This window comes from Pseudomonas sp. Arb-4-2C (assembly GCF_055755015.1).
This window is the reverse complement of sequence record NZ_CM146899.1, coordinates 4,996,832-5,018,504: the sequence shown is the minus strand read 5'-3', so window position 1 is coordinate 5,018,504 and position 21,673 is coordinate 4,996,832. Positions and strand designations below refer to the sequence as shown.

The window sequence follows — 21,673 nt, the reverse complement described above, 5'->3', positions numbered from 1 at the left end:
GAACCGCGCATTATAGGGAACAAGCCCTCAGGTTCCTACCGCTGTGCGTCCAGTGGCTATGCTATAGTTTGCGCCCTCATTTTTATCCCCGATGTTATCCCCCCGCCATGACCAAACGCGAAGCTCCAATCTATAAGGTGATTTTCCTCAACCAGGGCCAGGTGTTCGAAATGTACGCCAAGCAGATCTATCAAAGTGATCTGTGGGGTTTCCTGGAAGTGGAAGAGTTCGTCTTTGGCGAGCGCACGCAAGTGGTGGTCGATCCGAGCGAAGAGAAGCTCAAGGCGCAGTTTGAAGGCGTGGTGCGCAGTTTTGTGCCGATGCATTCGATTGTGCGCATCGACGAGGTGGAGCGTCTGGGCACCCCGAAAATCAGCGAAGCCCGTGGCGCAGTCGGCAATGTGATGCCGTTTCCGATGCCGATGCCTGAGAAGTAAGTCGCCAACCCGGGTCGCTGCCATCGCGAGCAGGCTCACTCCTGCAGGTGATCTTCAGTGTGCAGGAGATCCCCTGCTTGCGAGGGGCCAGAAAGGTCGGCGCAGAAATTAAGGCAGTGGCGAAAACGGCGTACGCCCATCGGCGCTCTGCAGTTCCATCAGGTATTTACGGAAAATTTGCCCGAGCACCTGAGTCGCGGTTTCGAGGTCTTCGCGGGACATTTTTTCGGAGACTTCGTCGGCGGTGTCCAGTGCATCTTCAGCGCCGTTGACCGCGGCCATCTTCAGCACGATGTAAGCCTGAATGTTGTTGGCCTGCACGCCTTCACCGTGGAAGAACATGGTGCCGAGCTTGAACTGCGCCTGAGCGTGGCCTTGCAACGAGGCTTTTTCGAAGTAGCTCAGGGCTTGATTGAGGTCGCGCGGCGCATTCTTTCCGTCGTAGTAGAACTCACCCAACTCGTATTGCGCTTGCGCATCCCCTTCGTCCGCCGCTTTCTGGCAGGCGGCCAGTGCCTGCGTGACGTCTTGCGGCTGAGTGTTGAGGGTGCAACGACCCATCGCCGGGATCAACAACGAGTTGCCGCCTGCTTGTGCATGCGCGAGCAGGGGCTGAAGGAGCAACAGGCAGCCCAAGGCAAGGGTGCGGCCGGTGCGGTTCATGGGAATCGACTTACCTCTGAAGGGCACGCGGACCCATCGAGGGATCCAATAAGCGCGCATTATGAAATAAGCAGGGCCAACCTTACAAAGTCTTTACTCGTTTTTCTGCTGCGCGGGGAATATATCGGCCACTTTCTGGCGGATTTTTAGCAGAGGCGTGGGAAAAACGCCGCAGGTGTAGGTGAAAGCTGACGCTGGCAATGGCCAACGTCAGCGGTGCGGCGATTACTTCAGTGCAGCGAAGGCGCGTTCGGCAGCGTCCAGAGTGATTTTCAGCTCGGCTTCGCCGTGGGCGATCGAAGTGAAACCAGCTTCGAATGCGCTTGGTGCCAGGTACACCCCGCCTTCCAGCATCAGGTGGAAGAAGCGACCGAACAGTGCTGCGTCGCTGGCCATCACGTCTTCAAAGGTGACGATATCGTCGGCGCCGCTGAAGTACAGGCCGAACATGCCACCAGCCTGCGTGGTCACGAACGGGATGCCCGCGGCATCGGCGCGCTGTTGCAGGCCGTCGAGCAGGCGCGTGGTGTAGTCGGTCAACTCGGCGTGGAAGCCTGGACGACTGATCAAACGCAACGTGGTCAAACCAGCGGCCATCGCCAGCGGGTTACCCGACAAGGTGCCGGCCTGATACACCGGACCCAGCGGCGCGATGCGCTCCATGATTTCACGCTTGCCGCCGAAGCAGCCGACCGGCATGCCGCCGCCGATGATCTTGCCGAAAGTGGTCAGGTCAGGGTTGACGCCGTAGTAGGCCTGGGCACCGCCGAGGGCGACGCGGAAACCGGTCATCACTTCGTCGAAAATCAGCACCACGCCATGCTTGTCGCACAGCGCGCGCAGGCCTTCGAGGAAGCCCGGTGCCGGCGGTACGCAGTTCATGTTGCCTGCCACTGGCTCGACGATGATGCACGCCACGTCCTGGCCGACTTCAGCGAGCATCTTTTCAACCGCGTCGATGTCATTGAACGGCAGAGTCAGGGTGTGTTTGGCGAATGCAGCCGGCACACCGGCGGAGCTTGGCACGCCCTGAGTCAGTGCGCCGGAGCCGGCCTTGACCAGCAGGCTGTCGGAGTGACCGTGGTAGCAGCCTTCGAACTTGATGATGCTGTCACGACCGGTGTAACCACGGGCCAGACGGATCGCGCTCATGGTCGCTTCGGTACCGGAGCTGACCATGCGCACCATGTCCATCGATGGCACCAGCGAGCAGACCAGATCGGCCATCTCGGTTTCCATCGCGGTCGGCGCGCCGTACGACAAGCCGTGTTGCAATTGATTGCGTACCGCGTCGAGCACGTCCGGATGGCTGTGGCCGAGGATCATCGGACCCCACGAACCTACGTAGTCCACATAGCGCTTGTCATCTTCGTCAGTGACGTAGGCGCCTTCGGCGTGCTTGAAGAACAGCGGCGTGCCGCCCACGCTCTTGAACGCGCGAACCGGCGAATTCACGCCACCGGGAATGTGTTTCTGGGCATTGGCAAACAGGGTTTCGGAACGAGACATGATCGGGCTCTCAAATCAGATTTCTAAGCGACTTAAATAGAAAGCAGTTGGTTGAACGCGCGAGCGCGGCGGGTCACTTCGGCGGTGCTGTCGGCACCGAACAGGCCATGCACCACGGCGAGCAGGTCGACCCCGTGGGCCACCAGCGGTGCGGCGTTGTCGAGGGTGATGCCGCCAATCGCGCAGATCGGCAGATGCAGTGTGCGTTTGGCTTCGTCGAGCAGATCGAGGCCGCAACTTGGCGCGCCGGGCTTGGTGCTGGAGTTGAAGAAGCGGCCGAAGGCGACATAGCTCGCGCCTTCCTTGGCGGCTTGCTCGGCCAGTTCGAGTTGCGCGTGGCAGGTCGAACCGATGATGGCTTTGGAGCCGAGCAGGGCGCGGGTCGGTGACAGCGGGCCGTCGGTCTGGCCCAGGTGCACGCCGACGTTCAGGCGCGCGGCCAGTTCGGCGTCATCGTTGATGATCAACTGCGTCTTGTAGCGCTCGCACAGGTCGCGCAGCGCTTCGGCCTCGCGCAGACGGCGGGCTTCGTCGCTGCTTTTGTCGCGGTATTGCAGCAGGGTGACACCGCCTTCCAGCGCTGCCTCCACGTACGACAGAAACTTGCCCGCCAGCAGTGTGCTGTCGGTGATGGCATACAGGCCACGTAGTTTCATCAGGCAGACCTCACGACGTTACGAGCAAAAATCCAGCGGCAGGCGACGCGGCACGAACTGGCCTTTGCCCAGTTGTTCGGCATCGCGCAGGGTGCGCCAGGTGTAATCCAGCGCGGTGCGTACGGCGCTGGCGAGGTTTTCACCCTGGGCCAGACGACCGGCGAGGGCGCTGGCCAGAGTGCAACCGGAACCGTGATAACTGCCTGGCAAACGCTGGCAATAGAAGGTTTCACGCAGGCCATCACGGCTGTACAGGCGATTGTGGATTTCAGTTTCGTCGCCATGACCGCCAGTGATCAGCAGGTTTTTGACGAACGGCAGGAGTTTTTCAGCGCACTCGTCCGCCGTGCCTTCGGGCAGTTCGGCGAGGATCCGCGCTTCAGGGAGGTTAGGGGTGGCAATGATCGACAGCGGCAGCAGGCGCTCGCGCATTGCATAACCGACTTCGTCCTTGCCCAGGCGTCCGCCGCCGCCGGCACGCAGCACCGGGTCGCAGACCACTGGCAGGTGCGGGTGCGCCGAAAGCAGTTCGACAACGGTGTCGACCATTTCCAGCGAACCGAGCATGCCCAGTTTGACCGCAGCGACTTCGGAGTCGTTGAGCACGGCATTGGCCTGGGCCAGTACCCACTCACGGTCGAGGACGCGGAAGTCAGTGACGTTGACGGTGTCTTGCACGGTCAGGGCGGTGACGGCCGGAGCCGCATGGCAACCCTGCGCGAGCAGGGCTTCGATATCTGCCTGCAAGCCGGCGCCACCACTGGGGTCGTGGCCGGAGAGACAGAGGACAACGGGGCGGGAGCTGTAGATATTCATGGTGCGCGAGCTTACCACCAAACCTGATTTTGGGGTTCAGTCCCGATCAGGCTCGTCGCCACAAAAGGTATTCACATATCGGATGTTGTCGTGAGCTGACCGACTCAACAGCTCTAGCCCGCTGCTTTGCTCTGAAACGCCCGTTCTAGAGCCTTTGTCGTAAATATTTTAATGGTGCTCAATGGCCATCAACGGCTATGCTAGTCTGGATCCAAACCAATAACAGGTAATACCGGTTTTACGTCTACTCAAAGGGAATGGGGGGCTTCCTGACACAACCGGACGAGCCACGCTGGGGCTTCAATGCGCTATTTGCTGATGTTGCTGTTCTGCTTGCCCCTCTTCGCAAGCGCCGTCGAGTTCGACGAAAATACCCAGAGCCTTCCCCTGGGTCGCTCCTTGCAGGTGTTCGAAGACCCGAGCGGTCAGGCGAGCATCGCCGACGTCCGCGCCCAAGCGGCGGCGGGCAATTTCAAACCCCACGATAAAGCCACGCTCAATGCCGGTTACTCACGTTCGGCGTTCTGGCTGAAGATCGACCTGCATTACCGTCCGAACAACCCGGCCGCGCAGCGCACCTGGCTGCTGGAGCTGGCGTACCCGCCGCTCGATCATCTTGATTTGTACAGGGCCGACGCCAACGGTGACTATCGCCTGATCCGGCAGACCGGCGACGCCTTGCCATTCGCCAGTCGCGAGATCCGTCAGAACAACTACCTGTTCGACCTCAGCTTCACCCCCGACCAGCAGCAGACCCTGTACCTGCGGTTGGCCAGTGAAGGCTCGATTCAAGCGCCGGTGACGTTGTGGTCGAGCACTGCGTACCTCGAAGACCAGCCGGTGCGCCTGTATGTGCTGGGGATCATTTATGGCGTGCTGCTGGGGATGCTGGTCTACAACCTGTTCATCTACCTGAGCGTGCGCGACACCAGCTACCTCTATTACATTTTCTACATCGCCTCGTTCGGCCTCTATCAACTGTCGGTGAACGGCGCGGCGGTCGAGTATTTCTGGCCGGACAATCCATGGTGGGCCAACGCCGCCACACCGTTTTTCATCGGTTGTGCCGGCCTGTTCGGCAGCCAGTTCGCCCGCAGTTTCCTGCAGACCAAAACCCACAGCCGTTGGCTCGACCGCTTGCTGATTGCGCTGATTGCGTTCGGCGCGCTGGTGGTCGGCCTGTCGCTGATGACCAGCTACGCGTTGTCGCTGCGTCTGGCGACAATACTGGCGCTGACCTTCACCGTGGTGATCTTCGCCGCCGGGATCCTCGCCTGGTGGCGCGGCCTGCGCGTGGCGCGTTATTTCATCATTGCCTGGTCGGCGTTTTTGCTCGGCGGCATCGTCAACACGCTGATGGTGCTGGGCTTGCTGCCGAACGTGTTCCTGACCATGTACGCCAGCCAGATCGGCTCGGCGATTGAAGTGGCATTGCTGTCGCTGGCGCTGGCCGATCGCATCAACGCCATGCGCGAGCAGCAGGCACAAACGCTGTTCGACGCCGGGCAGAAACTCGAAGTGCTCAACCAGCAACTGGCCCACAGCAACAAGCTCAAGGACGAATTCCTCGCGACCCTGACTCACGAATTGCGCACGCCGATGAACGGCGTGATCGGTTCGCTGGAGTTGATGCAGACCGTCGAGCTGGAACCTGAGCTGGAGCAATATCAGCAAACCGCCGCCGGTTCCGCCCGGGACATGATGCGCATGGTCAACGGCATCCTGACCCTCACCGAACTGCAGGCCGGCAAGCTTAAGGCGACACCGGGCAGCTTCAGCCTGCGTGCGGTGGTCGAGGCCTTGCGCGTGCAGTTCGACGGCAATGCCGCGAGCAAGTCACTGGATTTCAAGGTCGAGGTGCTGCCGACCTTGCCCGACCGCCTGCATGGCGACAGTGCCAAGCTGGCGCAGTGCCTGGAGTGCCTGTTGGACAATGCGATCAAGTTCACCCGGGTTGGCGGCCTGGCCCTGCGGGTGACCGGCAAACCGGGGGCGGACAACCGCTTGGCGCTGTCATTTGCGGTGATCGACACCGGCATCGGCTTCACCGATCTGGGCGAGGCGACGATGTATCAACGTTTCTTCCAGCTCGACGGCTCGATGACTCGCGAATACGGTGGCCTGGGCGTGGGGCTGGCGATCTGTCGGCAACTGGTCGAGCTGCTCGGCGGCAAGCTCACCCATCGCTCCGAGCCCGGGCGCGGCAGCCGCTTTCAGCTGGATGTCGAATTCGAACTGCCGATGGTCGAGGCGGCGCCGAGCCCGCTGCATGACCGCATTCGTGCGCCGCAGGACTGCACGGTGTTGCTGGTGGACGACAACAGCGTCAATCAACTGGTGATGCGCGGCATGCTGCTCAAGCTCGGTTTCCGCGTGCGCACGGCCGACAATGGCGCGGCGGCAGTCGATTGCCTGCAACGGGAAATCTTCGACGCGGTGCTGATCGATTGCCAGCTGCCCAGCCATGAAGGGGCGTCGTTGTGCTGCCAGATTCATGCGTTGCCCGGCTGCGCCAATCTGCCGGTGTTCATGCTGGCGCTGGGCACGGATCGCGAGCAATGCGCGCCCGGTACGCGCATCGATTACCTCAACAAACCGGTGAAATTCGAAGACCTGCAGACCGCACTGGAGCGTCGAGTGCTTAGCGCCTGATAGGGTGAAAGCGCCGACAGTTCGGCGCATATGACACTTTGATCAGCCACGGGGCGGTGCTTAACTGGATTCCTTGGCTGACCAAAGGAGCCCCGTCATGAACCTGCATCAGTTCGCCGAAACCCACGAAGTCACCAACCAGCCACCGTCGCTGGACGGTGCCAACCTGTACCGCATCGACCTGCCGCTGCAGGAGTGGTCGCGGCGTTTCGGCGCCGGTTGGGCCGAGTCGCGGATCGATGCCTACGGTGCGCTGGCCGGCGGGCCACTGATGGAAGCCGGGTTCCTCGCCAATCAGAACAAACCGGTGTTCGTCAGCCATGATCGCTATGGTCATCGCATTGATCTGGTGGAATTTCATCCGGCCTATCACGAGCTGATGCGCACAGCGATTGAACATGGCCTGACCTCATCGCCATGGACCCGGCCGCAGGACGGCGCGCATGTTGCCCGCGCCTCCATGAGCTATCTGCACAGCCAGGCCGAAGCCGGTAGCGGTTGCCCGTTGACCATGACCTTTGCCAGCGTCCCGGCGATGCGCTTGCAGCCGGATCTGGCCGAACAGTGGCTGCCGAAAATCCTCGCCACCGAATATGACCCGCGCAACGTCGGCATGGCGCACAAGGCCGGCGTGACCATCGGCATGGCGATGACCGAGAAGCAGGGCGGCACCGATGTGCGGGCCAACACCACCAGGGCTTATCCGGTCGGTGCCAGTGGGCCGGGCCAGGCCTATGAACTGGTCGGGCACAAGTGGTTCTGCTCGGCGCCGATGTGCGATGCGTTCCTGACACTGGCGCAGACCGACAAGGGTCTGACCTGCTTCCTGCTGCCACGTCATCGTCCGGACGATACACGCAATCAGTTCTACATCCAGCGTCTGAAAAACAAGCTCGGCAACCAGTCCAACGCCTCCAGCGAAGTGGAGTTCCGTGGCGCGCTGGCGTGGATGATCGGTGAAGAGGGGCGTGGCGTGCCGACGATCATCGAGATGGTGGCGATGACCCGTTTCGATTGTATGGTCGGCTCCAGCTCGCTGATGCGTCAGGCGCTGACCCAGGCCAGCCACCACTGCGCGCACCGCAAGGTCGGTGGCAAACTGCTCAGCGAGCAACCGTTGATGCAGAACGTGCTGGCCGATCTGGCGCTGGAAAGCGAAGCCGCGCTGGCCCTGAGCCTGCGCATGGGCCAGGCGCTGGATCATCTGGATGATCGTCACGAAGCGCAATTCGCCCGACTGGTGACGGCGGTGGGCAAGTACTGGATCTGCAAGCGTGCGCCGGCAATGATCAACGAGGCTGCCGAATGCATGGGCGGTGCCGGGTATGTCGAGGAGAGCATCCTGCCGCGCCTGTATCGCGAGGCGCCGGTCAATTCGACATGGGAAGGCTCGGGCAACGTGCAGTGCCTGGACGTGTTGCGCGCACTCTCGAAGGAGCCGGGTGTACTCGATGTGTTGTTCAGCGAATTGGGTGATGGTCATGGCGACAAGCGTCTGGCCGCGCATATCCAGCAGTTGCAGGCGCAGTTCAAGGACACCAGCGATATTCAGTACCGCGCGCGGCAGTTGACCGAGGATATTGCGTTGGGGCTGCAGGCCAAACTGCTGCTGGAGGCGGGGAATTCGGCGGTCAGTGATGCATTTATTGCCAGTCGCCTGAGCGGCGGCGGCCGGGTCTATGGCGCATTGCCGCGGGGGCTGGATGTCGAAGCCATTGTCGCGCGCTCGACGCCGCAAGGTTTCTGACCCGCCACAAATCCCCTTGTGGGAGCGGGCTTGCTCGCGAAAGCGGTGTATCAGTCAAATGGTTGGTGGCTGACACTACGCTTTCGCGAGCAGGCTCGCTCCCACAGGGATCTTCTTTATTCTGAAGATTAAGGTACAGCCACAACGCCACTGTTCCCGTGAGACCGCGATGCAGGCAAGATGAATCTCTGCAAGTCAGAACACAGGAAGCTGATCGTGACCGAAGCGTTTATTGTCGTTCAAACCGCCGAACAAGCCGTGGACCGTCTGGCCGAGCTGCACGAGCGGGCCACCACTGCGCTGAACTCGGCGCTCAAGCGTTACCTCAAGGATCGCGTCGAGCCTGACGCTGCGCAGCGCGCTCTGTTTCGTTATCCCGAACTGCGTCTGACCTACCTGTGCCAGGGCGAAGTCCCGCAGACCACCCGCGCCTACGCCAAGGTGCAACTGCCGGGCACCTACAGCGTCACCGTCACCCACCCCAAGGCGTTCCGCAAATACCTGCTGGAACAACTGGTGCCGTTGATGCACGACTTCACCGTGACCGTGGAAGTCGGCGTCAGCCAGCAGAACATTCCGTACCCGTATGTGGTCGAGCAGGGCGATGAGCTGGCCGGCTCCGGCGTCACCGCTGCCGTGCTGGCGCGGGTGTTTCCGAGTACCGACCTGTCTGCTGCCACCGATGGCATCGCTGACGGCCTCTACGACTGGGAAAACACCGATCCGCTGCCGCTGGCGCTGTTCGACGCCGCGCGGGTCGATTTTTCCCTGCGCCGCCTGGTGCACTACACCGGCAGCGACTGGCGCCATGTGCAGCCGTGGATCCTGTTGACCAACTACCACCGCTACGTCGACCAGTTCATCGTCCATGGCCTGGAACAACTGCGCAAAGACCCGCGTTTCGTGCGCATGGTCCTGCCGGGCAACGTGATCATCGAGAAGGGCATGGATCACGGCGAAGCCTCGGCGATTGCCGCCGGCGTGGTCTGGCACCGCTACCAGATGCCGGCCTATCACCTGATCGCCAGCGATGGCCATGGCGTGACCCTGGTCAACATCGGCGTCGGCCCGTCCAACGCCAAGAACATCACTGACCACCTGGCGGTGCTGCGTCCGCATTGCTGGTTGATGATCGGCCATTGCGGCGGCCTGCGTCAGTCGCAGACCATCGGCGACTATGTACTGGCTCACGCCTACATGCGTCGTGACGGGATCCTCGACCGCGTTGTGCCGCCGAACATTCCGATTCCGGCACTGGCCGAAGTGCAGCTGGCGCTGCAACAAGCTGCGGCCAACATCACCGGCGAAAAAGGTGAGGAGCTGAAAAAACGCCTGCGCACCGGCACCGTGCTGACCTACGACGATCGCAACTGGGAGCTGCGCTGGGCCCAGGAGCGTCCGCTGATCAACCTGTCTCGCGCCGTGGCCGTGGACATGGAAAGCGGCACCATCGCCGCCCAGGGTTATCGCCTGCGAGTGCCATACGGCACGTTGCTGTGTGTCTCGGACAAACCGCTGCACAGTGAGATCAAGCTGCCGGGCTCGGCCAACGCGTTCTACGAACGTGCGGTCAGCCAGCACTTGAAGATCGGCATTGAAGCGGTGGATCTGCTGCGCACCGAACTCAACTCGCTGCACTCGCGCAAACTGCGCAGCTTCGACGAGCCGCCGTTCCGTTAACGGTTAGTCGTGGTCATTTGGCGGTCGGGGCACTAGCATTGTCAGCCCCGACCGTTAGATGTTCTTTTCGCCATGTCCCGTCCCCAACGTCCACCTTCCCGCCGCCCCGGCGCGAAGCCGTCCCCTTCAGCCCCGCGTCGTGTCGCCAAGGCGCCACCGGCCGAGCCGAAGCTGATCCTGTTCAACAAACCGTTCGATGTGCTGACGCAATTCAGCGATGGCGAAGGGCGAGCGACGCTCAAGGATTACATCGACGTTCCGGGCATCTACCCGGCCGGACGGCTGGACCGCGACAGCGAAGGTTTGCTGCTGCTGACCAATGACGGCCAGTTGCAGGCGCGGATTGCCGATCCGAAGCACAAGCTGGCGAAAACCTATTGGGTGCAGGTCGAAGGCGTACCGACGGCTGAGCAGTTGCAGCGTCTGCGTGACGGTGTCGAACTGAATGACGGCATGACCTTGCCCGCCGAAGCGCGGCAACTGGATGAGCCCGAGCTGTGGCCGCGCAATCCGCCGGTGCGCTTTCGCGCGACGATTCCGACAACCTGGCTGGAGCTGGTGATTCGCGAAGGGCGTAACCGTCAGGTTCGGCGGATGACCGCAGCGGTCGGGCTGCCGACGTTGCGGCTGGTGCGGGTCAGGATTGGCGACTGGACAATCGAAGGGCTCGATCAGGGCCAATGGAAAGAAGTGCCGGCGCGTCTATAGCGCGCCGGATTCGATCAGGCCGATCACCACGCTCTTGATGATGAACGCGGCCACGCCCAGGCCCAGTACGAAGAACAGAATGAACGAGCCGAAACGCCCGGCCTTGGACTTCTTCGCCAGATCCCAGACGATGAAACCCATGAAAATGATCAGGATGCTGACCAGGCCAGTCATCATCCACTCTTCGAATACTGCAGGATCCATCGGGCATCTCCGGCGCAGGCGCGGCTGAAAGGGCTCGGCGATTATACGCCGAGGGTGGCAATAGCCGCATTGACCTGCGTCGGTGTGCCGCAGTTATGGGGTGCCTGTACCGGCCCCTTCGCGAGCAAGCCCGCTCCCACAGGTGATCTCGGTGGTACACAAATTGTGTGCTCGACGAAGATCAATTGTGGGAGCGGGCTTGCTCGCGAAGGCGGTTTCAGCTGCGCAGATGCGTCAGCGGCAATTCAGTGCTGTTGAGCACCTGATTCAGCACAAAGCTCGAGCGCACGCTGGTCACGCCCTCAATCCGGGTCAGGTGCCCCAGCAGCAGCTTCTGATAGTGATCCATGTCCGGCACCACTACTTTCAACTGATAGTCGGCATCGACGCCCGTCACCAGGCTGCATTCCAGCACCTGCGGCAGGGTGCGGATTGCCGCTTCGAAGTTCTCGAAACGCTCCGGCGTGTGCCGGTCCATGCCGATCAGCACGTAGGCGGTCAGGCTCAGGCCGAGCATCTTGCGATCGAGCAGGGCGACCTGGCGCGAGATGTAGCCGTCGTCCTCCAGTTGTTTGACCCGGCGTGAGCAAGGGGAGGGCGACAGACCGATGCGCTCGGCCAGTTCCTGGTTGGAGATGCGGGCGTCGCGCTGCAATTCCGCCAAAATGCTCAGGTCGTAACGGTCGAGTTTGCTCATGAATCTGTCCTTGGTTGTAACTATTGCGGAGGATTATCTATCCAGGGTTAAAAATTGCGCAAGTGATGTTTATTTGAGCAATCTTCGCAATCCTCTGTCGCGGCTCGCGGCCTATTCTTATCACCAGAATCACTGCTCGGTAACACAGTCCACTGCGGCCCGCCCAATCAGGCCCGCCGCGGCCGCCACCCCCACCGGGGATGTGCCGGCCCCCGAGCTGCACACTGTCCAGAAGACGGCGTGAGGTGAGCCGACGTCAAAAGCGTCGAGCCAGGACGAAGTTCTCTAGAAGGGAGGCCGACGGGTCTCCCTTTTTTCTTGCCTGCGATTTTTGTGCCTTGCAGCGCCGCCATCCTCAATAAATAAGTTTCGTGACTGATAACCTGTCGCAGAACCCGGTGTGTGTATTCCCGGTCTTAGTTACAAGCCCCCTATTACCCGCAGTGAGGAAAAGCATGAAGTCGCGCATCTGGCGTCTGGCCGGTGTTGGTTTGCTGTGTGTGAGTGTCAGTGCGCAAGCGCTTGCCGACGAGCCACAGAACCGTGGCCCCGAGAATAACGGGCACGGTGGTGAACATCAGGGCAATCAGGGGCATGGCGGCGAACATCAGCCCCACGGGCAGAACAACCCGCCGCCGCAAAATCAGCCGCGGCCGCAGAACAACGAAATCATTCGAGGCGACAACAGTCGCCAGTTCGAGCACAACGGCCAGCAGCACAATAATAACGGTCAATGGCAAAACAACGGTCAATGGCAGAACCAGAACCGCGCGCCGAACCCGCCTGCTCCGGTTCATCAGGCGCCACCGCCCCCGGCGAACAATCTGCCGATCCAGCCTCGGCCCGACGCCGTGCGTCAGACCCAGGAACCGCGCCAGGGTTACTACCGCGACGAGCGTCCGCAGAATGGTTACCACAACCAGCAATGGCAAACCGGCAACCGGCCCAATGACAATCGCTGGCCGGGCCGCCCGGACGGGCATGGCAATGGCTGGGGCCCAGGCCCGCAGTACCGCCCGGGGCATGTGATCGATCGTTTCCCGGATCGCGAATACCGTGTGCCGTATCGCGGTCAGGATTACTTCTATTCCGGCGGCTACTGGTATCGCCCGCAAGGCCCGCGCTACATCGTCGTGCAACCGCCTCGAGGGATTCGGACCCAGTATCTGCCGGACTATGCGCGTGAAGTGTGGATCGGCGGTGCGCTGCTGTTCCTCGCTGCCGGTTCCTACTATGCGTATGAGCAATCCACCCAGGATTACGTAGTGGTCGAGCCGCCGGTGCAGCAACCGCCGCAGCCGCAATCCCAGGGTTATGACGTCGAGGCTTATCCCGCTAACGGTCAGTCGCCGGAACAGGTCCAGCAGGACGGTTACCAGTGCTACCAATACGCGGTGCAGCAAAGCGGTTTCGATCCGCGTACCGCGACCTATCAACCAGCGCCAGAAGTGGTGCAGGCGTACCGTCAGGCTCAGGGCAATTGCCTGAGCAGTCGCGGTTATCAGGTGTCTTACTGAAGCCGGGTTTGCGCCCGTTCGGTCTTGACCACTTCCTGCGGGTCGGCGTGCACCAGCACCTCGGCTCGCGGGTAGGCGGCGTGAATCGCATCCGCCGCCTGATCGCTGATGCCGTGAGCGACTGACAGCGTCAGTTCTCCCGGCAACTCCAGATGCAACTGCACGAACCAGTGATTGCCCGAAATCCGCGTGCGCAGATCATGCGCGCCCAGCACGCCGGGGACGCCGCAGGCCAGTTCGAGCATGTGCTGACTGACGTCCGTCGGCAGCTCTTCATCCATCAGCACCGAAAAACTTTCCCGGGCGATCTGGATCGCACTCCACAAAATGTACCCGGCAATTCCCAAACCGAACCATGCATCGAGCTGATGAAAGCCCATCCCGGCGAGGATCAGCGCGATCAGAATGCTGCCGTTGAGCAGCATGTCCGAGCGGTAGTGCAGCGAGTCGGCGCGCACCGCGTTGGAGCCGGTCTGCTTGATCACGCGATGTTGCAGTGTCAGCAACGCGGCGGTCAGCAGCAGGGAAAACACGATCACGCCGATGCTCAGCCACGGTGCGCCCAGCGGCTCCGGTTGCTGGATGCGTTCGTAAGCCTGAAAGGCAATCAACACCGCACTGCCACCGATGAACAGCGCCTGCGCCATGCCCGCCAGCGACTCGGCCTTGCCGTGGCCGTAACGGTGATCGTCATCGGCCGGGCGCAGCGCGTAATGCACTGCCAGCAGATTGAGCAGCGAGGTGACGCCATCCAGCGCCGAGTCGGTGAGGCCGGCGAGCATGCTCACCGAACCGCTGAGCCACCAGGCGATGGCTTTGGCGATAATCAGCGTGCAGGCCACCGCGACCGAGGCGCGGGTCGCCAGCCTCAGCAGGCGGGCGTGTTCGGGGCTGGTGGTCATGTGAGTGCGATTTCCTTATGCGGCAGGTTGCAGGCCAAACATCGCCAGTTGTTGAGTACTGCCCTTGTGCTGGATCAGACGTGGATCGTCCAGTGGCAGGTTGCGGCCCAGTTCAGTTTCGAGAATAGCCTGCAACTTGAGGTTATCGACCTGACCGTCCGGGCCGATGGCTTGTTTCAGTTTGGCCGGATCGACCTGGGCGGTGTGGCCCGGTTCGAAATAGATCGCGCCGGTGGTGAAGTCGATCGCGAATGCGATCAGGCCGGGGATGACGTAGAACAGCAGGCCCACGGCGTCGAGCACGGCAATTGCCGGGTCGATCTTGCCGTCAATCTGACCGCGCCGGTCCGGGTAGAAAATCGAACCGCAGGCGGTGAGTTGAGTGAGCAGGGTGGCGACCAGTACACCGCCGATCAGGCGAGAAGGTAAGCGCATGGAAAATCTCCTGAGTCATTTGAAAACGAAGCGTCGTCATTGGAAATTAAGACCCTGACAAACGCCCGGCAGTTCGCCGTTATACTCGCGGCTGGCAGGGCATGCCCACAGTAAATTGCGGCCTCGTCTCACCCCTACCGAAATATGTTGAGGATTGAAGTTGTTTTCTCCAGATCGACACCGCGTGAAGGCTGATGAATCCTGTCGGGGTTCGGCCCTCCGGGCTAAAGCTGTGAGCACGCCATGCTGCGTTGCGGGACTTGGCAAGGAAACGACCCTTACCTGCGTCCCGCGCCTTGCCTGGCACGCTCACAGCTTTAACGCGACTCGCAATTTACGGTGGACACGCCCTGGGGAGCCAGCATGATTTCTTTGCCGATCGATGAAGTTTTACCCGCCCTGCGTGAAGCGTTGGCGACACGCCACGAAGCCGTGCTCGAAGCACCGCCCGGCGCCGGTAAAACCACCCGCGTGCCCTTGGCCTTGCTCGATGAAGCCTGGCTGGCCGGGCAGACCATCCTCATGCTCGAACCGCGCCGTCTGGCGGCGCGTGCGGCGGCTGAACGACTGGCCAGCGAACTGGGCGAGAAGGTCGGTGAAACCGTCGGCTATCGCATCCGCCTCGACAGCAAGGTCGGCCCCAACACCCGTATCGAGGTGGTCACCGAAGGTATTCTTACCCGGCGCCTGCAGGACGATCCGGCGCTGGAAGGCGTGGGCCTGCTGATTTTCGACGAATTCCACGAGCGCAGCCTCGATGCCGATCTGGCATTGGCGCTTAGTTTGAACGGTCGTGAACTGTTCCGAGCTGAACAGCCGCTGAAGATTCTGCTGATGTCGGCCACGCTGGAAGGCGAGCGTCTGGCCGGGTTGCTGGATGACGCGCCGATCCTGCGCAGCGAAGGGCGCATGTACCCGGTGGCGATGCGTTGGGGCCGGCCATTCCAGCCCGGCGAATACATCGATCAGCGCGTGACCCAGACCGTCCTCGAAGCCCTGCACGATGAAACCGGCAGCCTGCTGGTGTTCCTTCCGGGGCAGGCGGAAATCCGTCGCGTGCATCAGCAATTGAGCGATGCCATTGGCGAGCGAAGCGATGTGTTGCTCTGCCCGCTGCACGGCGAACTGGATCTGAATGCGCAGCGCGCCGCGATCGATCCGGCTCCCGCCGGCCAGCGCAAAGTGGTGCTGGCGACCAACATCGCCGAGACCAGTTTGACCATTGACGGCGTGCGCGTGGTGATCGACGCCGGGTTGGCGCGGGTGCCGCGTTTTGACCCTGGCAGCGGCATGACCCGACTCGACACCCAGCGCATTTCCAAGGCCAGCGCCACCCAGCGCGCGGGCCGGGCGGGGCGTCTGGAACCGGGTGTGTGTTATCGCTTGTGGTCGCAGGATCAGCACGAACAACTCGCCGCTTACGGCAGTGCGGAAATTCTTTCAGCGGATCTGGCGAGCCTGGCCCTCCAGCTCGGACGCTGGGGCGTGACCCCGGGCGAACTGGTCTGGCTCGATGTGCCACCGGCGGCGGCTTATGCCCAGGCGCAGGATCTGTTGCAGCGCCTCGGCGCGCTTGAAGGCGAAACGCTGACCGCGCACGGTCAGGCCATGGCTGAACTGCCGGCGCATCCGCGCATCGCCCATCTGTTGCTGCGCGGTCAGGCGCTGGGGCTGGCGAACATGGCGTGCGACGTTGCGGCGCTGCTCGGCGAGCGCGATATCCTGCGCGGTGCCGGTGCGGATTTGCACAGCCGATTGGTCCTGCTCTCTGGCGAGGAGCGCGCATCGCGCGGTGCTCAGGGGGGCGTGCAGCGAGCGCGGCAACTGGCGCGACAATATCGGGGTTATCTGCGCGGCAAGGCGAGCGCGCCGGTCAGCGATCCCGATCACCCGCGCTGGCTCGGTGCGCTGCTGGCGCTGGCCTATCCGGATCGCGTCGCTCAGCAGCGCCGCGCCGGTGGTGCGGAATATCGTCTGGCCAATGGTCGCGCGGCACTGTTCGCCGAAGCCGACAGCCTGATGAAGGAGCCGTGGATTGTCATTGCCGACCTCGGCAGCCGTCAGGGTCAGCGCGAGGAACGGATTTATCTGGCGGCGGATTTCGATCCGGCGCTGTTCGATTCAGTGTTGGCCGAGCAGGTCAGTGGCGTCGATCAACTGGATTGGGACGAGCGCGAAGGCGTGCTGCGCGCCGAGCGCCAGCGCAAGGTTGGCGAACTGATCCTCAGCCGCGAGCCGTTGACCGGTCTCGACGAAGCGGCGCGCAGTCAGGCGCTGGTCAATCTGGTGCGGCGCAAAGGTCTGGAGTTGCTGCCGTGGACGCCGGAGCTGCGCCAGTGGCAGGCGCGGGTCGCGCTGCTGCGGCAACTGGATCTGGCGACACAGACCGACAGCCAGTGGCCGGATGTCAGCGACGCGACGTTGCTGAACACCCTCGAGCATTGGTTAATGCCTTATTTGGGCAAAGTCTCGCGGCTCAGCCATTTCGCCAATCTGGACCTGTCGAGCATCGTCCGCAATCTGCTGCCGTGGCCGTTGCCGCAACGGCTGGATGAGCTGGCGCCGCATCACATCAGTGTGCCGTCGGGCTCGTCGATTCGTCTGGACTACAGCGAGCAACCGCCGATTCTCGCGGTGCGCCTGCAGGAGTTGTTCGGCCTGGCGGAGACGCCACGTATTGCCGGCGGCCGGCAAGTGGTCAAGCTGCACCTGCTGTCCCCGGCGCGGCGGCCGGTGCAGGTGACGCAGGATCTGGCCAACTTCTGGCGCAGCACCTATGCCGAGGTGAAGAAGGATTTGAAGGGGCGGTATCCGAAGCACTATTGGCCGGATGATCCGTTGGTGGCCGAGGCCACGGCGCGGGCCAAACCGCGCGGCACGTGAAGGTCAAAACATCACAACCTGCCATCCATTGACGGTGCGACATCGATCTACTGTGGGAGCGGGCTTGCTCGCGAAGGCGGTGTGCCAGCTAACGCATCCGTTGCCTGACACACCGCCTTCGTCGGATCGCCGCCCGGAGCAAACCCGCTCCCACAGGTGTACGCGGCATGACCCGCCGGCGGCGATCTTTTGCTTTCAAATACGCGCCTTGCCCGTCAGTTGTTCCCGGCAGTAATCGGCGAACAATTGCGCCGGCTTGGTCAGTTGCCCACGCTTGAGCCAAGCCGCCACCAACCCTGAGCCGGTGACATCTTCGGCAATCTCCACGCACACCACTTTCTTGCCGTCATAGGTGCATTCCGAATGCGGTCGGGTGACCAGCACCGAGAAGCCAAAGCCCTGGCCGACCATGCCGCGGACCATCTCGATCGACGGCGAGCTGAACTCGATGCGCGGGGTCAGGCCCAGTTCTTCGAACAGGCTGACGAAGTAGGTCCGGCTCGGTTGTACGTCCAGCAGAATCATTGGCTCCAGACACAGGTCACGCAGCGACACTTGCTTGTACTGGGCGAAACGGTGGTCGGCCGGCAGCAACGCGTACGGCCGTTGCGCCGGCATCAGTGGCTCGGTCTGGATGGTGGCGTCGAGTTCGTGCTCATAGAGGATGACCAGGTCGAACGTGCCCGAGGTCAGGCCCAGCACCAGTTCCTGTTGTTCGCCGTCGCGGATGCGGATTTTCACCCCGGGGTAGAGCGCGGAAAACCCGGCGATCAATTGCGGCAAGTACAACGGGGCGACGGTTTCGAAGCAGCCGATGTCGATCTGCCCGGCGACGATGTCATTGTCGGCCAGGGCGTTCTGCTCGAACTCCCGGGCCATGCGCAACAGCTCCTGCGCCTTGCGGAAAAACCGCGCACCGCTGGGCGTCAGGGAGACGCCCTGGGCGTGATGGCGGATCAGCAGCTGCACGGCGAAGCTGTCTTCCAGCCCCTTGATTGCCGTGGAGATCGCCGGTTGCGCGATGTACAGCTTGCGTGAAGCTTCGGCAACGCTGCCGCATTCGACGGTGGTGATGAAGTATTTGAGCTGACGCAAATTGTAGGCGGCCACGGCAAACCTCAGGACGAGCGGACTCGACTTCCAAGCAATTTTTGCGCCGCCGCGTCCGCTGCGCGACGTTGTTTTTGTCCTTGAACCTTAGTCATCCGTGCAGGTTTTGGGGAAACCGATTGAGCAGTTTTTTCATTGCCTGCGAAGACATTTTTACTGGTTTTAGCCCGCCGGGGCCTGAGCGACCATCGACTGCACAATAACGTCCAAGGAGCATCCGACGTGTTCGAGCTTGCAGAGTGGCAGCGCCAGGCCGTTGCATTGAAGTTTCCCGATCAAGCCGTGATCAACGGTCAACACTGCGCCGCGCAATCAGGGCAGACCTTCGTTGCGATCAATCCCGCCACCGGCCAGTTACTGGCCAATGTCGCCGCGTGTGGCGAGGAGGATGTGGACGCGGCGGTGTGCAATGCGCGACAAGTGTTCGAGGCCGGTACCTGGGCGCAGCGCCCGCCCGCCGAGCGCAAGCAAGTGCTGCTGCGCCTGGCTGATCTGCTGATGGAGCATCGAGAAGAATTGGCCCTGCTCGATTCGCTGAACATGGGCAAACCGGTGATGGACGCTTACAACATTGATGTGCCGGGCGCCGCCGGGGTGTTTCGCTGGTACGCCGAAAGCATCGACAAACTCTACGACCAGATCGCCCCGGGTGCCGCCAATGTGCTGGCGACCATCACCCGCGAGGCGCTGGGCGTGGTGGCGGCGGTGGTGCCGTGGAATTTCCCGTTGGACATGGCGGCGTGGAAGCTCGCGCCGGCGCTAGCGGCGGGTAATTCGGTGATCCTCAAACCGGCCGAGCAATCACCGTTTTCCGCGTTGCGTCTGGCCGAGCTGGCGCTGGAAGCCGGCCTGCCGCCGGGCGTGCTCAACGTGCTACCGGGGCTTGGCGAACAGACCGGCAAAGCCTTGGGCCTGCACCCGGATGTCGATTGTCTGGTGTTCACCGGCTCGACGCAGGTTGGCAGATATTTCATGCAGTACTCGGCGCAATCCAACCTCAAACAAGTGTGGCTGGAGTGCGGCGGCAAAAGCGCCAATCTGGTGTTCGCCGATTGCCGCGATCTGGATTTGGCGGCGGAAAAAGCCGCGTTCGGGATCTTCTTCAATCAGGGCGAAGTGTGTTCGGCCAACTCGCGGCTGTTGGTCGAACGCTCGATTCACGACGAGTTTGTCGAGCGTCTGAAATCTCAGGCTGAGCGCTGGCTGCCGGGTGATCCGCTCGACCCGCAAAGCCGTGCCGGTGCCATCGTCGATCACCGGCAGACGGCGAGCATCATGCGCGCCATTCGCGGCGCCGAGCAGTCGGGGGCGGCCCGGGTGTGTGGCGGTCAGCAGCGGCGTTTCAATGGTTCGGACAACTTCATCGAGCCGACGATTTTTACCGGCGTCAGCGCCGACATGCCGTTGTTTCGCGAAGAGGTGTTCGGGCCGGTGCTGGCGGTGGTGCCGTTCGACGATGAAGATGAAGCGGTGCGGCTGGCCAATGACAGTGTGTATGGGCTGGCGGCGTCGCTGTGGACCGATGATCTGCATCGCGCGCACCGCGTGGCCCGACGGCTGCGGGCGGGCACGGTGTCGGTCAATACCGTCGATGCGCTGGACGTGACCGTGCCGTTCGGCGGCGGCAAGCAATCGGGGTTTGGCCGCGACCTGTCGCTGCACTCATTCGACAAATACACTCAGCTGAAAACCACCTGGTTTCAGTTGCGCTGATACCGCGTCGCCCCTTTTCGCGAGCAGGCTCACTCCTACAGTTGACCGCGTTCCACTGTGGCAGCGGGCTTGCTCGCGAACGCGGTGGGGCAGTCACAGAAAACCCCTGATCTGCCCCCCCTTTGAGCACCCCCGCAAACCGCGCCCTTTAGCAGTGCGCACTACCCAGTTTTTTCATCATTTGCTGCCAACTATTTCCTGATTTTCCTCGGCCCGCACATGGGCCACCATCGATCTCGCCAGCCCGATGTTTCACGCCAGAGTCCAGCAGAGACCGCAGCGTGGATTACATCATCGGTGCCGGCCGTACTGCCCATGACAAAACTAAATCAACAGCGTCGGGAGTGCTCCATGATCAAGTCCTTGTGTATCCGTCTCACCCATCCTCTGGCGATCACCGCCCTGGCGGCCACGGTTGCGACCAGCGCCCAGGCCGGCACCCTGTCCATCGGCCATACCACCTGGGTCGGCTATGGCACGCTCTATCTGGCTCAGGACCTTGGCTACTTCAAGGAAAACGGGTTGACCGTCGAACTGCCGGTAGTTGAAGAAGCTTCGATGTACATGGCAGCCCAAGCCTCCGGTCAACTGTCCGGCTCGGCCTCGACCATCGACGAAGTACTCAAGTACCGCCCGCAGTTCTGCTTCAAGGCGGTTGCGGCGCTGGATGACAGCCATGGCGGCGACGGCGTGCTGGTCGGCAAGGACGTGAAGTCATTGCAGGAGCTCAAGGGCCAGGCCGTGGCGGTCAACGAAGGCTCGACGTCGCAGTTCTGGCTGTCGTACCTGCTGAAAAAGAACGGCATGAAAATGAGCGACATCACCGTGCAGAACATGACCGCCGACGATGCCGCCACCGCGTTCATCGCCGGGCGTGTACCCGCTGCCGTGACCTGGGAACCGCACCTGTCGATGGTGCGTGACAAGCAGCAGGGCAAGGTGCTGATCGACAGCAGCAGTACCCCGGGGGTGATCGTTGATGTGGTGGCGCTCAACTGCAGCGTCATCGAAAAACAGCCGCAGGACGTCAAGGCGTTGGTCAGCGGTTTGTACAAGGCGGTCAAGTACACCCAGGAGCACCCGGACGAGGCCTACGCGATCATGGCCAAAGGTGTCGGCGGCTACCTCTCCGATCCGAAGGAACTGGCCGCTGCCGCCAAGGGCGTGCGCTTCTACGATCAGGCCATGAGCGAAAAACTCCTCGGCTCGCCGGGCAAACCGGGTGACAGCGCAGCGCTGATCAAACTGGCCAACGAAACCGCCAGCGAACTGCAAGGCAAGCCCTACAACGTCAGCCATGACGATCTGGTCGACAACCGTTTCGTCAGCCCGCTTTAGGAGGTC

18 protein-coding genes are annotated in these 21,673 nt (G+C 62.1%); 9 read left to right on the top strand and 9 right to left on the bottom strand.

Annotated features, from left to right (window positions below):
- Nucleotides 1–107: 107 nt before the first annotated feature.
- On the top strand, nucleotides 108–437 hold the full coding sequence (locus tag AC0J41_RS22750) for a DUF1820 family protein (RefSeq protein WP_003185742.1): 330 nt from the start codon (nucleotides 108–110) through the stop codon (nucleotides 435–437).
- 108 nt (nucleotides 438–545) lie between these two features.
- Here AC0J41_RS22750 and AC0J41_RS22745 read toward each other — a convergent pair whose 3' ends face one another.
- From AC0J41_RS22745 to AC0J41_RS22730, 4 genes are all read right to left on the bottom strand, one after another.
- Nucleotides 546–1,100, bottom strand: a complete 555-nt coding sequence (locus tag AC0J41_RS22745; protein ID WP_003228518.1) for a tetratricopeptide repeat protein — start codon at nucleotides 1,098–1,100, stop codon at nucleotides 546–548.
- Nucleotides 1,101–1,325: 225 nt separating this feature from the next.
- Nucleotides 1,326–2,609, bottom strand: coding sequence for a glutamate-1-semialdehyde 2,1-aminomutase (hemL, locus tag AC0J41_RS22740; protein ID WP_473013670.1), 1,284 nt, complete (start codon nucleotides 2,607–2,609; stop codon nucleotides 1,326–1,328).
- A 32-nt stretch (nucleotides 2,610–2,641) separates the two neighbouring features.
- Complete coding sequence (gene thiE, locus AC0J41_RS22735) at nucleotides 2,642–3,265, bottom strand: thiamine phosphate synthase (protein ID WP_025108711.1); 624 nt, start codon at nucleotides 3,263–3,265, stop codon at nucleotides 2,642–2,644.
- A gap of 18 nt (nucleotides 3,266–3,283) precedes the next feature.
- The gene (locus AC0J41_RS22730) at nucleotides 3,284–4,081 is read right to left on the bottom strand and encodes a hydroxymethylpyrimidine/phosphomethylpyrimidine kinase (RefSeq protein WP_007960553.1); all 798 of its coding nucleotides are present in this window, start codon (nucleotides 4,079–4,081) and stop codon (nucleotides 3,284–3,286) included.
- 303 nt (nucleotides 4,082–4,384) lie between these two features.
- Between AC0J41_RS22730 and AC0J41_RS22725 the strand changes: the two genes are divergently transcribed.
- The 4 genes from AC0J41_RS22725 to AC0J41_RS22710 all read left to right on the top strand — a co-directional run bounded on the left by AC0J41_RS22725 (nucleotide 4,385) and on the right by AC0J41_RS22710 (nucleotide 10,868).
- A complete protein-coding gene (locus AC0J41_RS22725) occupies nucleotides 4,385–6,733 on the top strand; it encodes a 7TM diverse intracellular signaling domain-containing protein (RefSeq protein ID WP_473013669.1) in 2,349 nt (782 codons plus the stop codon).
- A 97-nt stretch (nucleotides 6,734–6,830) separates the two neighbouring features.
- Nucleotides 6,831–8,480 (top strand): acyl-CoA dehydrogenase family protein, encoded by a 1,650-nt coding sequence (locus tag AC0J41_RS22720; RefSeq protein ID WP_473013668.1) that lies wholly within the window; start codon nucleotides 6,831–6,833, stop codon nucleotides 8,478–8,480.
- A gap of 180 nt (nucleotides 8,481–8,660) precedes the next feature.
- The gene (gene amn, locus AC0J41_RS22715) at nucleotides 8,661–10,160 is read left to right on the top strand and encodes an AMP nucleosidase (RefSeq protein ID WP_473013667.1); all 1,500 of its coding nucleotides are present in this window, start codon (nucleotides 8,661–8,663) and stop codon (nucleotides 10,158–10,160) included.
- Nucleotides 10,161–10,232: 72 nt separating this feature from the next.
- Nucleotides 10,233–10,868, top strand: coding sequence for a pseudouridine synthase (locus tag AC0J41_RS22710; RefSeq protein WP_025108716.1), 636 nt, complete (start codon nucleotides 10,233–10,235; stop codon nucleotides 10,866–10,868).
- Here the strand turns inward: AC0J41_RS22710 and AC0J41_RS22705 are convergent.
- Together AC0J41_RS22705 and AC0J41_RS22700 are read right to left on the bottom strand one after the other, a co-directional pair.
- Nucleotides 10,863–11,072 carry a DUF2788 domain-containing protein gene (locus AC0J41_RS22705; protein ID WP_003228500.1) on the bottom strand — a complete coding sequence of 70 codons (210 nt, stop codon included), beginning with the start codon at nucleotides 11,070–11,072 and terminating at the stop codon, nucleotides 10,863–10,865. The two genes, AC0J41_RS22710 and AC0J41_RS22705, sit on opposite strands and share 6 nt — an antisense overlap.
- 217 nt (nucleotides 11,073–11,289) lie before the next feature.
- A complete protein-coding gene (locus AC0J41_RS22700) occupies nucleotides 11,290–11,769 on the bottom strand; it encodes an Lrp/AsnC family transcriptional regulator (RefSeq protein WP_007909658.1) in 480 nt (159 codons plus the stop codon).
- Between the two features lie 455 nt (nucleotides 11,770–12,224).
- On the opposite strand from AC0J41_RS22700, the gene AC0J41_RS22695 reads away from it, so the two are divergent.
- Nucleotides 12,225–13,286, top strand: coding sequence for a DUF6515 family protein (locus tag AC0J41_RS22695; protein ID WP_473013666.1), 1,062 nt, complete (start codon nucleotides 12,225–12,227; stop codon nucleotides 13,284–13,286).
- Here AC0J41_RS22695 and AC0J41_RS22690 read toward each other — a convergent pair.
- Together AC0J41_RS22690 and AC0J41_RS22685 are read right to left on the bottom strand one after the other, a co-directional pair.
- Nucleotides 13,280–14,188 (bottom strand): cation diffusion facilitator family transporter, encoded by a 909-nt coding sequence (locus AC0J41_RS22690; RefSeq protein ID WP_473013665.1) that lies wholly within the window; start codon nucleotides 14,186–14,188, stop codon nucleotides 13,280–13,282. The two genes, AC0J41_RS22695 and AC0J41_RS22690, sit on opposite strands and share 7 nt — an antisense overlap.
- Nucleotides 14,189–14,203: 15 nt before the next feature.
- Nucleotides 14,204–14,623 (bottom strand): polyribonucleotide nucleotidyltransferase, encoded by a 420-nt coding sequence (locus tag AC0J41_RS22685; protein ID WP_473013664.1) that lies wholly within the window; start codon nucleotides 14,621–14,623, stop codon nucleotides 14,204–14,206.
- Between the two features lie 363 nt (nucleotides 14,624–14,986).
- On the opposite strand from AC0J41_RS22685, the gene hrpB reads away from it, so the two are divergent.
- Nucleotides 14,987–17,506: an ATP-dependent helicase HrpB gene (gene hrpB / locus AC0J41_RS22680; protein WP_473013663.1), complete on the top strand. Its 2,520-nt coding sequence runs from the start codon at nucleotides 14,987–14,989 to the stop codon at nucleotides 17,504–17,506.
- Between the two features lie 195 nt (nucleotides 17,507–17,701).
- Here the strand turns inward: hrpB and AC0J41_RS22675 are convergent, their stop codons facing one another.
- Nucleotides 17,702–18,616, bottom strand: a complete 915-nt coding sequence (locus AC0J41_RS22675; RefSeq protein ID WP_025108720.1) for a LysR substrate-binding domain-containing protein — start codon at nucleotides 18,614–18,616, stop codon at nucleotides 17,702–17,704.
- Nucleotides 18,617–18,838: 222 nt separating this feature from the next.
- Here AC0J41_RS22675 and AC0J41_RS22670 point away from each other — a divergent pair, with 222 nt between their 5' ends.
- Nucleotides 18,839–20,329 (top strand): aldehyde dehydrogenase, encoded by a 1,491-nt coding sequence (locus tag AC0J41_RS22670; RefSeq protein WP_473013662.1) that lies wholly within the window; start codon nucleotides 18,839–18,841, stop codon nucleotides 20,327–20,329.
- A 351-nt stretch (nucleotides 20,330–20,680) separates the two neighbouring features.
- Nucleotides 20,681–21,667, top strand: a complete 987-nt coding sequence (locus tag AC0J41_RS22665; protein WP_025108722.1) for an ABC transporter substrate-binding protein — start codon at nucleotides 20,681–20,683, stop codon at nucleotides 21,665–21,667.
- Nucleotides 21,668–21,673: the final 6 nt, after the last annotated feature.

Bases quoted from the DNA above. Each gene is read 5' to 3' on its own strand.
- AC0J41_RS22705 (WP_003228500.1), bottom strand. From the start codon at position 11,072: ATGGATCCTGCAGTATTCGAAGAGTGGATGATGACTGGCCTGGTCAGC.
- hemL (WP_473013670.1), bottom strand. From the start codon at position 2,609: ATGTCTCGTTCCGAAACCCTGTTTGCCAATGCCCAGAAACACATTCCC.
- AC0J41_RS22720 (WP_473013668.1), top strand. From the start codon at position 6,831: ATGAACCTGCATCAGTTCGCCGAAACCCACGAAGTCACCAACCAGCCA.
- amn (WP_473013667.1), top strand. From the start codon at position 8,661: ATGAATCTCTGCAAGTCAGAACACAGGAAGCTGATCGTGACCGAAGCG.
- AC0J41_RS22745 (WP_003228518.1), bottom strand. From the start codon at position 1,100: ATGAACCGCACCGGCCGCACCCTTGCCTTGGGCTGCCTGTTGCTCCTT.
- AC0J41_RS22665 (WP_025108722.1), top strand. From the start codon at position 20,681: ATGATCAAGTCCTTGTGTATCCGTCTCACCCATCCTCTGGCGATCACC.
- hrpB (WP_473013663.1), top strand. From the start codon at position 14,987: ATGATTTCTTTGCCGATCGATGAAGTTTTACCCGCCCTGCGTGAAGCG.
- AC0J41_RS22685 (WP_473013664.1), bottom strand. From the start codon at position 14,623: ATGCGCTTACCTTCTCGCCTGATCGGCGGTGTACTGGTCGCCACCCTG.
- AC0J41_RS22710 (WP_025108716.1), top strand. From the start codon at position 10,233: ATGTCCCGTCCCCAACGTCCACCTTCCCGCCGCCCCGGCGCGAAGCCG.
- thiE (WP_025108711.1), bottom strand. From the start codon at position 3,265: ATGAAACTACGTGGCCTGTATGCCATCACCGACAGCACACTGCTGGCG.
- AC0J41_RS22700 (WP_007909658.1), bottom strand. From the start codon at position 11,769: ATGAGCAAACTCGACCGTTACGACCTGAGCATTTTGGCGGAATTGCAG.
- AC0J41_RS22730 (WP_007960553.1), bottom strand. From the start codon at position 4,081: ATGAATATCTACAGCTCCCGCCCCGTTGTCCTCTGTCTCTCCGGCCAC.
- AC0J41_RS22695 (WP_473013666.1), top strand. From the start codon at position 12,225: ATGAAGTCGCGCATCTGGCGTCTGGCCGGTGTTGGTTTGCTGTGTGTG.
- AC0J41_RS22725 (WP_473013669.1), top strand. From the start codon at position 4,385: ATGCGCTATTTGCTGATGTTGCTGTTCTGCTTGCCCCTCTTCGCAAGC.
- AC0J41_RS22750 (WP_003185742.1), top strand. From the start codon at position 108: ATGACCAAACGCGAAGCTCCAATCTATAAGGTGATTTTCCTCAACCAG.
- AC0J41_RS22690 (WP_473013665.1), bottom strand. From the start codon at position 14,188: ATGACCACCAGCCCCGAACACGCCCGCCTGCTGAGGCTGGCGACCCGC.